Source organism: Paenibacillus sp. M-152 (assembly GCF_003856555.1).
Taxonomy (GTDB): domain Bacteria; phylum Bacillota; class Bacilli; order Paenibacillales; family Paenibacillaceae; genus Paenibacillus; species Paenibacillus polymyxa_C.
The window spans coordinates 1,004,892-1,020,985 of the sequence record NZ_CP034141.1; the positions used below are offsets into that span (position 1 = coordinate 1,004,892).

16 protein-coding genes are annotated in these 16,094 nt (G+C 46.4%); 13 read left to right on the plus strand and 3 right to left on the minus strand.

The genetic code is table 11. The features are described from left to right. Positions 1-67: 67 nt before the first annotated feature. The 9 genes from tlp (at position 68) to EGM68_RS04630 (ending at position 9,713) form a co-directional block, all read left to right on the plus strand. Positions 68-292 carry a small acid-soluble spore protein Tlp gene (gene tlp / locus EGM68_RS04590; protein ID WP_013369497.1) on the plus strand — a complete coding sequence of 75 codons (225 nt, stop codon included), beginning with the start codon at positions 68-70 and terminating at the stop codon, positions 290-292. A gap of 237 nt (positions 293-529) precedes the next feature. Beyond that, a complete protein-coding gene (locus tag EGM68_RS04595; protein ID WP_040102103.1) occupies positions 530-1,822 on the plus strand; it encodes an ABC transporter substrate-binding protein in 1,293 nt (430 codons plus the stop codon). A gap of 27 nt (positions 1,823-1,849) precedes the next feature. Next, positions 1,850-2,812, plus strand: coding sequence for a carbohydrate ABC transporter permease (locus tag EGM68_RS04600; RefSeq protein WP_013369499.1), 963 nt, complete (start codon positions 1,850-1,852; stop codon positions 2,810-2,812). A 3-nt stretch (positions 2,813-2,815) separates the two neighbouring features. Continuing rightward, positions 2,816-3,655: a carbohydrate ABC transporter permease gene (locus EGM68_RS04605; RefSeq protein WP_013369500.1), complete on the plus strand. Its 840-nt coding sequence runs from the start codon at positions 2,816-2,818 to the stop codon at positions 3,653-3,655. Between the two features lie 211 nt (positions 3,656-3,866). After that, positions 3,867-5,153, plus strand: coding sequence for a threonine ammonia-lyase IlvA (gene ilvA / locus EGM68_RS04610; RefSeq protein WP_025676833.1), 1,287 nt, complete (start codon positions 3,867-3,869; stop codon positions 5,151-5,153). A gap of 198 nt (positions 5,154-5,351) precedes the next feature. Beyond that, a complete protein-coding gene (gene abnA / locus EGM68_RS04615) occupies positions 5,352-6,326 on the plus strand; it encodes an arabinan endo-1,5-alpha-L-arabinosidase AbnA (RefSeq protein ID WP_040102102.1) in 975 nt (324 codons plus the stop codon). 201 nt (positions 6,327-6,527) lie between these two features. Continuing rightward, positions 6,528-7,613 (plus strand): FecCD family ABC transporter permease, encoded by a 1,086-nt coding sequence (locus EGM68_RS04620; protein WP_013369504.1) that lies wholly within the window; start codon positions 6,528-6,530, stop codon positions 7,611-7,613. Next, positions 7,613-8,638: a FecCD family ABC transporter permease gene (locus tag EGM68_RS04625; protein WP_040102101.1), complete on the plus strand. Its 1,026-nt coding sequence runs from the start codon at positions 7,613-7,615 to the stop codon at positions 8,636-8,638. The genes EGM68_RS04620 and EGM68_RS04625 overlap by 1 nt, the downstream gene beginning before the upstream one ends. Positions 8,639-8,765: 127 nt before the next feature. Next, on the plus strand, positions 8,766-9,713 hold the full coding sequence (locus tag EGM68_RS04630; RefSeq protein WP_013369506.1) for an ABC transporter substrate-binding protein: 948 nt from the start codon (positions 8,766-8,768) through the stop codon (positions 9,711-9,713). Positions 9,714-9,877: 164 nt separating this feature from the next. On the opposite strand, the gene EGM68_RS04635 is transcribed toward EGM68_RS04630, so the two are convergent. Then, positions 9,878-10,309 carry a hypothetical protein gene (locus EGM68_RS04635; RefSeq protein ID WP_025677306.1) on the minus strand — a complete coding sequence of 144 codons (432 nt, stop codon included), beginning with the start codon at positions 10,307-10,309 and terminating at the stop codon, positions 9,878-9,880. Positions 10,310-10,505: 196 nt separating this feature from the next. Here EGM68_RS04635 and EGM68_RS04640 point away from each other — a divergent pair, with 196 nt between their 5' ends. The 3 genes from EGM68_RS04640 to EGM68_RS04650 all read left to right on the plus strand — a co-directional run bounded on the left by EGM68_RS04640 (position 10,506) and on the right by EGM68_RS04650 (position 12,789). Then, a complete protein-coding gene (locus tag EGM68_RS04640) occupies positions 10,506-10,805 on the plus strand; it encodes a hypothetical protein (protein ID WP_013369509.1) in 300 nt (99 codons plus the stop codon). Positions 10,806-11,080: 275 nt separating this feature from the next. Further along, on the plus strand, positions 11,081-11,905 hold the full coding sequence (locus EGM68_RS04645) for an alpha/beta hydrolase (RefSeq protein WP_040102100.1): 825 nt from the start codon (positions 11,081-11,083) through the stop codon (positions 11,903-11,905). A 92-nt stretch (positions 11,906-11,997) separates the two neighbouring features. Continuing rightward, a complete protein-coding gene (locus EGM68_RS04650; protein WP_013369511.1) occupies positions 11,998-12,789 on the plus strand; it encodes a dioxygenase family protein in 792 nt (263 codons plus the stop codon). Between the two features lie 72 nt (positions 12,790-12,861). On the opposite strand, the gene EGM68_RS04655 is transcribed toward EGM68_RS04650, so the two are convergent. Together EGM68_RS04655 and EGM68_RS04665 are read right to left on the minus strand one after the other, a co-directional pair. Further along, entirely contained in the window at positions 12,862-13,785 is a 924-nt protein-coding gene (locus tag EGM68_RS04655; protein ID WP_129548718.1) for a hypothetical protein, read from the minus strand. Positions 13,786-14,047: 262 nt separating this feature from the next. Continuing rightward, positions 14,048-14,566, minus strand: coding sequence for a DoxX family membrane protein (locus EGM68_RS04665; RefSeq protein WP_013369513.1), 519 nt, complete (start codon positions 14,564-14,566; stop codon positions 14,048-14,050). Between the two features lie 250 nt (positions 14,567-14,816). Here EGM68_RS04665 and EGM68_RS04670 point away from each other — a divergent pair, with 250 nt between their 5' ends. After that, positions 14,817-15,911 carry a DUF3048 domain-containing protein gene (locus EGM68_RS04670; protein ID WP_013369514.1) on the plus strand — a complete coding sequence of 365 codons (1,095 nt, stop codon included), beginning with the start codon at positions 14,817-14,819 and terminating at the stop codon, positions 15,909-15,911. Positions 15,912-16,094: the final 183 nt, after the last annotated feature.

Below are 16,094 nucleotides of genomic sequence, written 5' to 3' on the forward strand. Positions count from 1 at the left end.
TCGATAACGATCAAGCTACGGTTTAGCGCTCTAGTGAGCGATTCTATGATTAGGAGGCGTTAAACCGATGGCAAAACCGGATAATCGAGCAGATAATGTGGAGCATTTGCAACAAAATATTCAGAATACATTGCAGAATCTTCATGAGGCTGAAGGATACCTAAACGAATTTTCCTCTGAAATCAGCAATGAGGAGCGTAAGCAGATCGAAGAAAAAAATAATCGTCGTAAACAAAGTATTAGATCATTTCGAGAAGAAGTGAAAGACGAAGCAGCACATTCGCAAGAGTAGTTAACATAGCGCGACCCAACTCCGAGTTTCAATTGAAGTTGGGTCGTTTTTTTATGCAGAAATCATCATATTCCCATCCAATTCATTTTCCCCCTATAATGCAATGAGATCTGTTTTACACAAAAACGAATTTTTTTTGAATAATGTTGTTGTAAACTAATTTGTATTGATGTTAAATAATAAAAGAAAGCGCAATCATTTACGAATTAGGATTTCATCATGCGAAGGGGGAAGGATATGCTGCTGCGAAGAAAAAGCATGGCTTTGATGCTTATGGCGGTGGTTTTGATGGCTGGACTGCTGCAAGGTTGTTCTTTCAAGAGCGATGAAAAGGATGGGCCGGGAACAGAACTTGTATTGTGGACTTTCAATGAACTGCATGAGAAGTTTTTTCTGCAAATGGCTGACCAATGGAACCAACAGCACCCTGATGAATTGATTAATTTGAAAGCGAATACATTTCCTTATGACAACCACCACAGCAAGCTCTCGATTGCGTTGCAATCAGGGGTGGGAGCGCCGGATATCGCGGATATTGAGGTGAACAAGATTGGTAATTTCCTCAAAGGAATACCGCAACTGGTCCCGCTCAATCCGGTGATTGACCCTGAGATCAATAACATTGTGCCTTCCAGAGTACAGATTTACGGCAAAGACGGTAAGTATTACGGCATTGACTTCCACGTTGGAGCCGAAGTGATGTATTACAATAAAGAGATTATGGATCAGGCGGGGGTAGACCCGGATTCCATCGTTACCTGGACAGACTATGCTACTGCTGGCAAGCAAGTGCTGGCAAAAACGGGCAAGCCGATGGCAACCTTGGAGACCAATGACCTGTGGAGCTACTGGCCGATGATCTCACAGCAAAATTCAGATTTTTTGGATGATAAGGGCGAGTTGACGCTGGATAACGAAACCAATATTAAAACACTTGAGTTTCTCCAACAGATGATAAAAGACAAGATCGCTATTCCCGCACCGGGCGGTGGGCATCATATGGAGGAATATTACGGGTTTATGAACAAAGGCGGGGCCGCTTCGGTGTGGATGCCGATGTGGTATATGGGACGTTTTACGGATTACATGCCTGACTTGAAAGGAAAAATCATCATTAGACCGATGCCGGCGTGGGAAAAAGGCGGCTATCGCTCAGCAGGTATGGGCGGGACCGGAACGGTAGTCACGAACCAGTCAAAGCACCAGGATTTGGCGATGCGTTTTCTAGCCTTTGCCAAGCTGTCCAAGCAAGGGAATGTGGAGATTTGGAAGCAGCTAGGGTTTGATCCCATCCGCAGTGAAGTGTGGACCATGCCGGAAGCCAAAGCCAAAAATAAATTTACGGAGTATTTCGGAACGAATATTTTTGACACGCTGATCGAAGTCAAAGATGAGATCAATGCGGTGCATATCGGACCGAAAACGCCTGACATCGCCAGTGCTGTACGCAATAAAATACTTTATCGGACACTACAGAGTGGCGAAGATCCAGCCACGGTGCTGCATGAGCTAGCAGATGAACTAAGATAGACCCCAACAGGAAAGGGAGTGAGATTCATGGCAACGCCCGTTCATACGAACGCTAATGTACCGACAGGTCAGCCGCCAAAAACTCAGCGTCCGACCAGAAGTCAATGGAGCCGATTTATTCATTCCAGTCGTACGGCACCGTATGTATTTGTCCTTCCATTTTTACTGTCCTTTGCACTGTTTTTTGCGTATCCGGTCATCTCGACGGTCATTATGAGCTTTCAGGAAGTTCTGCCGGGGATAACAACTTACGTTGGCCTGGAAAATTATAAGGATTTAATGAATCCTACATTTGGAAAAGCGATATTGAACAGCGTCCTGTACACGCTGCTTACACTGGTCGTGCTGATTCCTCTGCCACTGGTACTGGCGGTATTGCTGAATTCGCCTAAAATGCCGGGCAGAGGGCTGTTTCGCTCCGTGATGTTTATACCCGCACTAACCTCAGTGGTGGTAGCAGGAACAATCTTCCGACTCATGTTCGGGGAATTGGACGGCTCGCTGATGAACTCTCTGTTGGGGTTATTCGGTCTTGAGCCTTACAAATGGCTAATGAACGCGAACACCGGCTTTTTAGCGTTGATCGTGCTGGCCTTATGGAGATGGCTAGGCGTAAATATGCTGTACTACATGTCGGGACTCCAGAACATTCCTCCCGAGTTGTATGAAGCTGCACAGATTGATGGAGCCAGTCGTTTCGATTCATTTTGGCGGATTACGATTCCTATGCTGAAACCCGTGACGATCTACGTATTTACGATTAGTATTTATGCCGGGTTATCCATGTTCACCGAGAGCTATATGTTGTGGAACGGAAATAACTCCCCGAATGATATTGGGTTAACGATTGTTGGCTATCTCTATCGCCAAGGTCTGGAACAGAATAGTATGGGCTTTGGAGCGGCAGTGGGTATTGTATTGCTCGTATTCACATTAGTACTGAACCTGATCCAGCTCAAATTTTTTGGCATGTTTCGGAAGGAGGATTAAGCGATGGCTCAGAAACAAAAAGGCCCGTTATCCGCATTTCTCGTTGTCCTGTTCATTCTGTTTGCCGGGTTCGCCCTGTTTCCGCTATTTGCCGTGACGCTTGCCTCATTCAAGCCATCAACGGAGCTGCTGCGCTACGGTTTGAATCTCAAGCTGGAGTGGGCCATCATGTCCTTGAAAAACTATGCGTTCATCTTTCAGGGGACGACGGATTATTTTCAATGGTACTGGAATAGTCTTGTCATTACCGTCTTGTTTACGGTGTTATGTCTGATATTGTCCGCGATGGTCGGGTATGGCCTGGAGATGTATCGTTTTAGACTGAAAAATGTGATTTTTACATTGGTGCTGGTCGTGATGATGATCCCGGTAGAAATTATCATGCTGCCACTTTACAAACTCATGATCGGTATGAAGCTGATCAATACGGTATGGGGTGTAATTTTGCCGTTTGTCGTCGCACCGATTCCGATCTTTTTCTTCCGTCAATATTTGAGCGGAGTACCCAAGGATTTTATGGATGCTGCACGAGTTGACGGTTGTTCAGAGTATGGTATTTTTGTGCGGATTATGATGCCTCTGATGGCACCTGCCTTTGCGGCAATGGCTATTTTACAGGCTATGAACAGTTGGAATAACTTCCTGTGGCCGATGATCGTATTGCGTACTAACGACATGCTGACACTGCCAATCGGTCTGTCCAGTCTGCTGACGCCATATGGCAACAATTATGATGTGTTGATTGCCGGATCAGTCCTGGCTATTCTGCCGATTCTCGTTGTGTTTCTGTTCTTCCAGCGTTACTTTATTGAAGGGATGACTGCAGGCGGGGTAAAAGGGTAATCATTACGGTGCTGAATGAGTCGATTGATTACAAGAAATGTATAGAGTCAGGAAAGGCGGGTCGGGCATTGTCTCGACCTGCTTTTTTTATGGATTCAATGATTTTCATTCTCATTTTCATGGCTATCAACTGCACAAGCTATAGGTAAACGTGGTATGATGTTTGAAAGATTTCAAATACAGAAATATTCAGGCGGAGCGTGGAGAACCTATGGAACCAACAGAAACCCAGAAAACTGAACCGGCCACGGCGTCAACCGTTGGCATGGAGGATATTGTACGGGCGCATCATATGCTGCGTGAGGTGATTGTTCGTACACCTTTACAGAGGGATGCCGTCCTATCGGCCAAATATAACTGTAATGTGTATCTGAAGCGAGAGGATCTCCAAGTTGTGCGGTCCTTTAAAATCCGTGGAGCTTACAACATGATCCGCAGCTTGACTCCTGAGCAGATGGAGAAAGGGATCGTGTGTGCGAGTGCGGGTAATCATGCACAAGGCGTGGCTTTTTCATGTAACGCGCTCGGCATCCACGGTAAAATATTTATGCCGAGCACAACGCCTAATCAGAAGGTGAAGCAGGTACGTCGCTTTGGCGGAGACAGTGTAGAGGTTATTTTGACCGGAGATACATTTGACGATGCTTATGACGAGGCTATGAAGGTGTGTAGCGAGCAGGGAATGACCTTCATCCATCCGTTCGATCAGCCGAAAATTATCGCGGGTAATGGTACGATTGCGATGGAAGTGATGGAGAGTCTGGATACACCTGCGGACTATATGTTCGTGACGATTGGTGGCGGCGGTTTGGCGGCAGGCGTAAGCACATATGTTAAAACTGTGAGTCCGACCACCAAAGTAATCGGCGTAGAGCCCTTGGGCGCAGCATCAATGACGGAAGCGATGCGTTTGAACAAGGTCGTTACACTGGAGCAAATAGACAAGTTTGTTGACGGTGCTGCGGTGAAGCGAGTGGGTCAGTTAACGTATGACATTTGTAAACATACCTTGGATGATATTGTGAAGGTACCGGAGGGCAAGGCATGTACAGCGATTCTGGCGCTGTATAATGAAAATGCGATTGTTGTGGAGCCTGCGGGCTCGCTGCCTGTAGCAGCACTTGATCTGTATCGTGAGCAGATTCAAGGCAAAACAGTAGTCTGTATCGTCAGTGGTGGCAATAACGATATTGATCGTATGCAGGAGATTAAGGAACGCTCCCTGATATACGAAGGGCTAAAACATTATTTCATGGTGAATTTCCCGCAAAGAGCAGGGGCACTGCGTGAGTTTCTTCAGGAAGTGCTTGGACCGGACGATGACATTACTAGGTTTGAGTATACGAAAAAGAATGATAAAGAAAATGGCCCGGCGCTGGTCGGTATTGAATTGTTACACAAGGAAGACTATCTTCCTTTAATTGAACGAATGAATCGCAAGGGGCTTAACTATACGGAATTGAACAAAAATGAGAATTTGTTTAATATGCTTATCTGACAAGGAGCCTACGGGCTCTTTTTTTTTGTATATGCAATGTTATGCGTAGTTTATAAATTTCTTTTTATTTGAAATAAAGCGTTTACAAAACTGAAGTTGATAGGTTAATATATGGGTAACTTCATAAGTATAAACACTAATGTAATAAGCGTATCACCTGATTTTCATCATAAAATATTAATTCGGAGGTGCGAAAGAATGTTGAAAGCATGGAAAAAATCAGTACAGGGTAAATTCGCCCGAACAGCATTTGCTGCCGTAACTTCGGCTGCTTTGTTGCTGTCCGTGGTGCCGTCCACATCGGCCGAGCATTGGGCGTTAACAGGCGATGTGGCAGTACATGATCCGTCCATCACCAAGGAAGGAAATGCATGGTATATTTTCTCCACAGGGCAGGGGATACAGGTTCAAAGATCGGATGACGGACGCAATTTTTACAGATTGCCGCAAATCTTCTTGTCGCCACCATCTTGGTGGAAATCGTATGTACCTAAGCAAAAGACTAATGATGTATGGGCACCGGATGCTCAAAAGTACAATGGACGTGTCTGGGTTTACTATTCCATTTCTACGTTTGGATCGCGCACTTCGGCCATTGGCTTAACTTCAGCAACGAGCATCGGCGCGGGAAGCTGGAGAGATGATGGACTAGTGCTGCGTACGACGGATTCTGACGATTATAATGCTATTGACCCGAATCTGGTTATTGATGCTTCCGGTAACCCATGGCTTTCCTTCGGTTCATGGAATTCGGGCTTGAAAGTGACTCGACTGGATAAGAATACGATGAAGCCTACAGGCCAGATTTATTCTATTGCTAGACGTACGGCTGGTGGTTTGGAAGCACCGCATGTTACATACCGCAACGGCTATTATTATCTGTTTGCTTCCATCGATAACTGCTGCAAAGGCGTAGACAGTAATTACAAAATCATTTATGGTCGCTCCACCAGTATTACCGGGCCGTATGTGGATAAGAGCGGAAAAAGTCTGATGGACGGCGGTGGAACAATACTGGATGCGGGGAATGACCGCTGGAGGGGACCAGGTGGACAATCTGTCTATAACAACAGTGTGATTGCGCGTCATGCCTATGATGCCACTGATGGCGGAAATCCAAAGCTTCTGATTAGTGATTTGAAATGGGATTCGGCAGGTTGGCCTACGTATTAAAGAGAGGGTTAATTGAAACTATACCTGTAACGATCTCACATAGATATATCCAAAAACTGTTCCTCCCACGGGGGAACAGTTTTTGGCTTGCAATGTCATAGAAACATGCTATTATGAATCAAGTTGATAATCATTATCATTGGCGTTTATTGTAATGAAAGTCGTAATGGCTTTCAGGTATGGAGGGAGTGACCTCACCGAATGCAGTCTAAAGACAGCATGGACAAACATACAGCTTCGACAGAGAGGAACGCTCCTAAAGTAGCCTTTATAGCCCGACCGGTGCTCCGAGCGGGCAGGATTCGGCAGGCGTTGTTGTTCACAGCTTCGGCTGTATTATTGGCTTTGGCCATGTTCGCTGCCATTTCCTTAGGAGCCAAGGATCTGACCATAAGCACGGTGTGGTCAGCAGTGTTTCACTATGATCGTTCGCTGACGACCCATCAGATCATTCATGAACTTCGATTGCCGCGTGTGCTCGGTGCAGCTGTCATTGGGGCTGCGCTGGCGGTTGCAGGCTCTCTGATTCAAGGAATCACGCGCAACCCGCTAGGGGATACAGGTGTGCTGGGCATTAACGCAGGAGCGATGTTTGTAGTTGCAGTGAGCTTTGCTTTTTTCCCTGATCTACCTTATGGGACGTTAATTGTTTTGTCGTTCCTGGGGGCACTGATGAGTACCTTACTGGTATTTGGACTAGGAGCTTCCGCGCCGGGAGGATTGACACCCATGAGACTAACGGTGTCTGGAGCTGTGACAGCAGCCTTGTTAGGTTCCATGACTTCGGGAATTGCGATTTATTTTGATCTAAGTCAGGATCTAGCCTACTGGTATGCGGGTGGTGTTGCCGGAATCAAATGGTCGCAGCTCGAGATTCTTGCACCGATTTTGCTTATTGTGATCGCTTGGTCTATGGGGCTCGCACGCTCCATTTCATTGATTTCAATGGGCGATGAGGTAGCGCTGAATCTGGGATTAAATCTCCGGCGTATCCGGCTGCTGGGGCTACTGACTGTGGTGGTCCTAGCTGGACTTTCTGTATCGGCTGCCGGGGCCATCGGCTTTGTAGGTTTGGTCGTGCCACATATTGCTCGCAAGCTGATCGGTGTGGATTATCGCCAGATCGTACCATTGTCTGCATTATTGGGAGCCGTGCTACTAGTGCTGGCTGATTTGGGAGCGAGAATGGCGAATCCGCCAGAGGAGCTAGCTATTGGAATTATGGTGTCTTTTATCGGAGTACCTTTTTTCCTCTTTCTCGCCCGTAAGGAAAGGAGGGAATTATAGTGAGACGCTCTCTAGGGGCAGGGGATACAAGAACGACCAAGGCTTGGCTCGTTTGCTTCGCATTGGCTGGAATCAGTTTTGCTGTCCTTGTTCTGGGTTTGAATACCGGAACGATTCGTATTCCACCGCTACGCGTGCTGGATACACTTTTTGGCGGAGGCAGCGGACGTGACCATATGGTCCTGTTTGAATACCGGCTGCCGCGGATTGTTGTAACGGTCCTGGCTGGAGCGGGACTGGGTGCAGCCGGGGCGGTCATGCAGGGCTTATCGCGAAACGCACTCGCAGATCCGGGAGTGCTGGGCCTTCATGCGGGGGCTGCGTTGGGCCTGGTGATGTATGTCAGCTTTTTTCGCGATCTGGAAGGATCAGCAGCCTTGTTCATCCCCTTATTTACCTTTGCAGGAGGTGTCGTCGCAGCGGTGCTGATAGTTATGCTGTCCTATAGTGGCAGCAGAGGAATCGTGCCTGTGCGGCTAATCCTGTCCGGTATCGGTGTAGCCTCAGGGCTCAGCGCCATAACGCTGTATTGGTCGTTGCGGCTGGATGAGGATACGTACGCATTTACCGCACGTTGGTTGGCTGGCAGCGTATGGGGACGGGACTGGATACATGCAGTGGCTTTACTGCCATGGATTGTCATTGTATTGCCCTACGTTCTATCGCAGACACGTAGCCTAAATAATCTGTCGCTGGGTGATGAGACCGCAGCTGGAATCGGTACAAGTGTAAAACGCCAGCGCTTGATACTGCTGGGCGCAGCAGTGGCTCTATCGAGCGCCAGCGTATCCATGGCCGGAGGCATCGGTTTTATTGGGCTGATTGCGCCTCATCTGGCTCGCCGTTTGGTTGGACCGATGTATCAGCATTTGTTGCCAGTAGCCGCTTTGGTTGGAGTCGTCATTCTGGTCACGGCAGATACGATTGGTCGTTCGGTATTTCAGCCGAATGCGATTCCAGCAGGTGTAGTGGTTGCTGTGGTAGGAGCTCCGTATTTTTTATTCTTGTTGTCCCGAACCAAATGACAATAGGATTAGGTTACATATGAAACCCAAAGCTGCACATGATGCAGCATGCTAAACAACAACGAAATAGAAGCGTTGAGGATCGAACATTAAAAATAGAGCTTCTATAGTATAGGAGAGAATATTCATGAGAAAAAATAGATTTGAGGGTTCAGGGTTTAAACGTTCGTGGATAGCCCTGTTTCTTGTTGCATGCATGATCATGCTGTCTGCTTGTGGGCAAACAGCAGACAAACAAGCTAGTAGTACGAAAGCAGCCGATAGTGCCCAAACCACCATGAGTGCGGATTCGCGTATTGCTTCCATGTCTATTCATTTGACGAACAATCTGCTAGCATTGGGCATTACTCCAGCGGGTTCGGTTATTGGTGGAGATGTGAAGGATTTTTTGCCCCATGTAAAAGATCGTCTTCAAAATACTCGTAAGCTGGGGGTTGTCACAGACCCCGATATGGAAGCGGTACTGGAGCTTCAACCTGATCATATTTTCCTCGACAAAAAATATTCGGGAACCGATGTGGCCAAGTTTGAAAAAATTGCACCGACCGAGGTTTTTGATTTGGATGAAGGTACATGGAAAGATCAATTGAAAAAAATAGCTGCTATGGTTAAACATGAAGCACAGGCAGACACTTTTCTGAAAGATTATGATACACAGAGGGAACGGGTCAAAAAGCTCATTCATTCCAAAATCGGAGACGGGACTGTCATGGCTGTACGTGTCACAGCGAAAGAAGTTCGTGTCATGGGGATGAAGCGTCCAGTAGGACCGCTATTGTATCAGGATTTGGGCTTGAAGCCAGCTAAAGGTGTGGAAAAGATTAATAAGGCCTACCAGGTTGTGTCTCAAGAGGTTTTGCCAGATTACGATGCTGATGCCATCCTGGTAATTATCAGTAAAGGTGCGGATGCCCAAAAGGTATATAAGCAGCTGGAGGGAAATACAGTATGGCAAGGACTCAAAGCTGTGAAGCAAGGTCATGTCTACATGTTGAACGGACAGCCTTGGCTGGACTATTCCGCGATGGGGCACAAAATTGCATTGGATAATGCAGAACAACTATTTTCCAAATAAATGCGAAAGTACATCAAGCCGTATTCCCCATGCATCTTCTTGCAGGTGGGGATACGGCTTTTCTGACGATTCCCAAGCTTCGAGTCAGATGGCTGATTGCAAATAAAAAAGGAGCTGCTACGATTCCGTAATGAGGCGGCTCCAGCACTGTGAGAATTGCGAGGTTATGAACGTTTTTTACGCAGAAAAATCGGTTTGAGTCCAATAAAGCCAATAGCCGCAAGCACTAAATTCATCCAAGGTGAGATTTTGAATACCGGCAGCACACTGCGTAGCGCAAGTCCGGCGACAAGAATGACAACAACCAGTACTACATACATCAAGATGGATTTGAAATTCATTTGGGGCTTCGCGGGAGCATGGTCTGGCTGTTGAGTCTCCTCGCCTTCTTCCGGACGATCCATGAAATTCATCAGTGCTTCAACCAGCAGAATGGCACCTGCGGCGATGATGATGAGGGTGGAAAGGCTAATTTTTTCAAAAGGTTTGATATCCCCGCCTGTAAATGTGATAAACCAACCAATAATCGCCTGTGTCAAGAAAAACATGGACAAGGCAACCCAGGCAATAAGTGTATAATTTTTTGCTTTATTCATTGCTTCCTCCTGCTTTATGATCGTATCCCAAGCTGCTGGAATCGCCATTTTGTAACAAAGACAGTATACGTGAGGAAACGCCGGATGGCAAAAGGCTTTATCCATTATGTATATTACCGCTGCATTCTCCTCAAACTGGATAAAGGGTGAGCACATGGAGCAACCTGAATATAAAACGTTGAGAGGATGTGGCATCATGGAACTGGAGAACCAGGCAGATTATTCGGTCCAAAAACGACTGACAGGTGCTCCGAACGGGAACAGCGGGGAAGCCTTGCTTGCAAACGTGAGTCACCGAAGCGTTCAAGGGACATCTCCAACGTACCGTATATTGGACGATACTGAATTGGCTGAGGACACAGAATTTGCAGGTGAACTGGGTGAACAGAGCTACCGCAGCCTGTGGCATGAGGATCAAAATAACGGCGCCTCTTGTAAACTGGAGTGGGAGGGACGAGTCGAAACCCACCAAATGTTCAGGCACAGCTACGAGTAGCAAGTCGTCTACTCTAATGTAGCGGATGCACTCTAATAAGCGAGTAGTATGGCGTTCTCCGGCATCACATCGGGGAGCGCCATTTGTTTACTTCCATCCCGGTATGAACTGACAGGTTGACAAGGAAGCAGGGCGATGATAGACTGACTTTACTATAAAACTTATTAAACTTATCGGAATTAAAGTGAATGAATATTCTGGATGGATATTCCACGTTACTATATGAGCTTGAATGATGAAATGCTGTAGTGAAGCTTGAAACAGGGGGAATCAGGATGGAACGGCAAATTGGAATTCGTTTTGAACATGAGGAGCTGGCCGCAACAATTCATTATCCAAACCGTACGAATGAGGGAGGACGTCAGAGACGAGTTCCGCTCGTTGTCATTTGTCACGGTTTTGTGGGCAATCGTATCGGAGTCGATCGATTGTTCGTCAAGACTGCGCGTGAATTGGCCGAAGGTGGATATTTTGTACTGCGCTTTGACTTTGCCGGTTGTGGGGAAAGTACGGGTGAATACGGCAAGCAGGGGCTTGAGTCCATGATTAATCAGACACGCACCGTGTTGGATTACGCCGTGAATTGCGCGGACATTGACCCGACCAAGGTGACGCTGATCGGTCACAGTTTGGGGGGCGCGGTTGCTCTGCTCACAGCCGTTCGGGACAAAAGAGTACAAAACCTGGTCCTTTGGTCAGCTGTCGGCTATCCGTTCAACGACATTGTCAAAATTACGGAGCGAAGCGTGTACGACGAGTCTGTTAAAACCGGTCATGCAGACTACTTGGGCTATAAGTTCACACCAGCTTATTTTGAGTCATTAGCTCAATTCCAACCGTTCCAAGAGGCCGTTAAATTTAACGGTGATGTGCTTGTTATTCATGGCACCTCGGATGATATCATTCCTGTGGATTATGCATTTCTGTTTCAAAAGGTATTCTGGATGCGTCCAGAGGGACGCTGTGATAAGGAGATTATTTTCCAGGGAGATCACACTTTCTCGTCAGGTAAAGAGCGGCAACAGCTGATTGACCGCACACTGGAATGGCTGGATGAACAGGAAAATATTCAACGGGATTGGCAGCACTGGATGATCTGATTTCAGGGTGTAACGGATTGTATTGGAAATTGCGCCTCCGCCGGAGTAAAATGAAAGAGTAACACTATACTGGCGTGTGGAGGTTGGCAGCGATGACATTACCCTCAATTTTTGTTGCGCATGGTTCACCGACACTGGCTGTAGAAAATAACGCATATACCAGCTTTCTTGCAAAGCTGGGCGCGAGCCTGCCCCGACCCAAAGGAATCATCATTTTTTCCGCGCATTGGGATAGCCCCGATCAATGTATCGGCGCGGATGATCAGCATGCAGCGTTGCACGATTTCTACGGCTTTCCCGAAGAAATGTACTCACTTGATTACCCTGCACCAGGCGATCCAAAGCTGTATGAGGAGATAGGGCATCTGTTCAGTCAGCATAACCTGTTCCACCAGCCGGTTCGGAACCGGGGACTGGATCATGGAGCATGGGTGGTTTTGCGGCATATATATCCTGATGCGGACATACCGGTCGTACCCTTATCCATTGATTCACGGCGCGATCCTCAGGAGCAATATGAGATTGGACGGATGCTGGCGCCACTGCGTGAACAAGGGATTTTGATCCTCGGTAGTGGAGGCTTGGTCCACAACTTGCGGACACTCAAGCAGACGAGTGAGCCAGCCGATTGGGCCGTTCAATATGATGACTGGATCGCACAGCAGCTTCAAGACTGGAATTTGCGTCATCTGTTCCAATATGACAAGAAGGCTCCATATGCCAAGCAGGCGGTTCCTTCGTATGGAATAGAGCACTTTTCGCCTTTGTTTTACGTGATGGGGGCTGCCGATCATGATCGCTCCGCGCGTAAGCTTTTTCAGTCGTATGTCCTTGGCTCATTGAGCCTCAATTGTTGGGCTTTTGGTCAAGAAAATGATCTGTAAATGTAAGAAAAAGAACTTCCGAAACCACATGGTGTGTGGGGTTGGAAGTTCTTTTGGTGTGTTCTTCTGTGATTAATTAGCAGGCACGTTCTTTTTTAGCCAGGCGGATACCTGCGGAGTTCGCTTATCTCCATTTTGATCCAATAGTGTCATAAATGCCTTCAGCTTTTGAATGTAGGTACTCTTCGAATCCCTGTTGCGTTGAACGACGAGCTGATATCCTTTTTTGGCATTGGGGCGAATCTTCCCGGTGTCATCATCGAATAGTGGTGTATTGTTCGTACCATAAAAAGTATAGAAGAAATAGAGATCATGTAATGATTTCACTGCCTGTGTACGATTGGAATGTGGATATTGGGTTATAAATGACTCTTGCGCCAGCACCCTTCCGGCTAACTGTTGATAACCGATGTGTAATGCCGCATCCTTGGTAGCCGGCTGTCCAGATTCCGTTGCCATGATGTCAATATAGCTGCGGATATCTGCGGTAATGTCATTTCCGAATACTTTATATTTTTCATAGTTGATGACTGGGTAAAACATGCCTTCTGCGGTTTCAAGTTTGTAGCCGGCATCTCTGGATTGAGTGAGTAATTTTTTCAGTTTTGCATCGTTTGTCCGACTGATTACATTAGTGAACGAATCACCGGGTTTATAGACTTGATTAATCTTAGTTTGAACAGAGGTCGGATATAAGGTCTGTGCATATGAATCCAATTGCTGTTTCTGTGCATTTTCCAAATGTAGCACTAGGATGGTAGCTTGAGAGGCAGGAATGGATTGGATATGTTTTTGCAAATAAGTGAATGCCTGAGGTAGCTTACCTGGTTGGCGAAGTAGCTGCTCGAAGGTTTTGGAAATATGTTGTACAACTTCTGCTTGAGATATTGTAGTAGATGTCGCTGCTTTGGCTGATGTCGTAGATCCCAATCCGATCGTCTGTACTGTGAAAGTTACTGCTGCGAGCATGAGATAGGCTTTGGTGATTTTTTTCATGATATAACCCTCCATTAGGTTCTTTGATGTAACTGTAGTGTACAGGGTAAATGTATCGTGAACATTCCATGTTGTATCCAACTTGTAAACGTTCGGGGGAAAGATGAACCCGAAAAAGGAGTCTCCAAGTCAGGATGGACTTGAGGACTCCTTTGTTCATTTAAATAGAGGAGGGTGCAGCATAGCCACACATTAAAGAGAAGCAGCATGGCTGAACAAAAAAACAACCATTTCCAGAGGATAACGGTTGTTTTTTGGGTAGTTAAGCTATTTTTCGATTGGGGTCCGTTTGATAAGTGTCTTTATTTTTACCAAACAGTCCACGCAGGAAGGGCAGTACCCAACGGTCAAAGCCGATTCTTCCGGCATTTGCACCAGCAACGATAAGGAAGATTTCAACCAGCAGGTAGATTGCATTGGTGCTTACTGTTCCCGAGAACAGGAACGAGAAGTTCATAACCATAGCCATCAAAGTAGCCAGTGTAGTCAATGTACCAAGCAGCAGGCCAACCCCGACCAAGAACTCACCCAATGGGATCAGGACGTTGAACAAACCGACATTCGGCAGGGCAAAGGCTTCAAGGAACGATCCCCACCAGCCTTGTACAGCGGGGTGATCTCCGCCTGTTTTAGCAATGGCCCCCGAAATAAATCCACCTGCATCGAATCCGCCAGTCAGCTTCTCAAGTCCGTGGGTCATCCATTCATAACCTAGATAAACCCGTACTACAGTCAGCAGCCACATTGCTACTTTGTTCTCACGTAACCAGTTGTTAAACATTCAAATCACTCCTCTTTCTTAATCTATAATGATGGGTTGTATTTCATTTTGTTTGGGATGATCATCTTTGCTACACCTTTATTGTATTAGGTTCAGTTACAGTTATTTGTGATAAAAATCACAAACTCTAAATATTTTTTAAATTTTAATGTCTTTAGATAAGTATTCTATAGAGAGGTAATGCCTCAATCAAGACAAAAACAGGAAATAAAGCTTATAATGAGAAAAATAACGATGTGGAGGGATGAACTTGTCCGGGCCCATGTTTCAACGAAATCATTGGTTGCGTGTGATGGCCTCAGCTCTGTTATGCATGACAATGATATCTTGTTCTGCTTTGTCCAATACGGGTGAATCTGAATCCGTTCCCCAACCGAACCAGCAAGAAACAGAGAAGAAGGTGCTTGAACCGCCTAAGGAGCCATCTGTTCCGGCATTTACAGCTCCGCTTACCGGGCTTCCGGTGGAGCAGCCTGTTATAGAGCGGCCACTGGCTGTCATGATTAACAATGCCCCGGCTGCGCGTCCACAGGCAGGGCTTAGCGAGGCAGACATGGTATATGAGGTTCTTGCAGAAGGCGGAATTACCCGTTTGGTAGCTTTTTTCCAAAGTCATGGTGGAGATGTGAAGATCGGTCCGGTCCGCAGTATTCGGCCGTATTTGATTGAACTAGGCGAAACCTATGGTGCGTTGCCGATACATGCAGGGGGAAGTACAGATGCCTATGCGATTTTACAGCAGCAGCGGAAGGAGCATCTGGATGAGATTTCAAATGGAGGGGCTTATTTTTGGCGAAGTAAAGATCGTCGTCCACCACATAATTTATACACAGATGTGAGCAGGCTACGTAAAGGAAGCGAAAGCAAAGGATATACCAAGCAGACGGAAGTTCCAGTGTATCCTTATCTCAAAACCGGCGAAACTCCAGTTATGGTGGACGAGAGTGCCGCATCTGTGCACATCCGGTTTTTGCTAAAAAGCTATCGCGTATCTTATACCTATGATCGAGCCGATCAACGATATAAGCGTTTTGTGAACGAAAAGTCACATCTGGATCAAAATAATAACCAACAGCTCTCAGCGGCTAATGTTATTGTGATGAGCACGAGGCATCGAACGCTGGATGATGTAGGCAGACTAAGCGTTGAACTGGACGGTAGCGGAGAGGCCATGGTGTTTCAACAAGGACAGTTAATACGTGCTGAATGGCAGCATACATCTGGCGATGCGATTCGGTTTATGAAAAATGGGGTTGAAATCCCGTTAACACCAGGTACATCCTATATACATGTAGTACCTGCAGATACTTCACTAACGGAACATGTAACGTTTGAAGCGAATTAGAAAACGTAATACACCTATTTAGGAAAAAATTGTCGGATAATGACCCTCTATGTCGGGCATTGTATACGTATATCTAGAAATTTGCTTTTACAAACATTACAAAAACATTGATGAGTGTGATAAGATAGCAAAGGTTGTCTATTGCAGTCGAAACAGGTTGCGGATATTTTCGTAAAGGGGTAA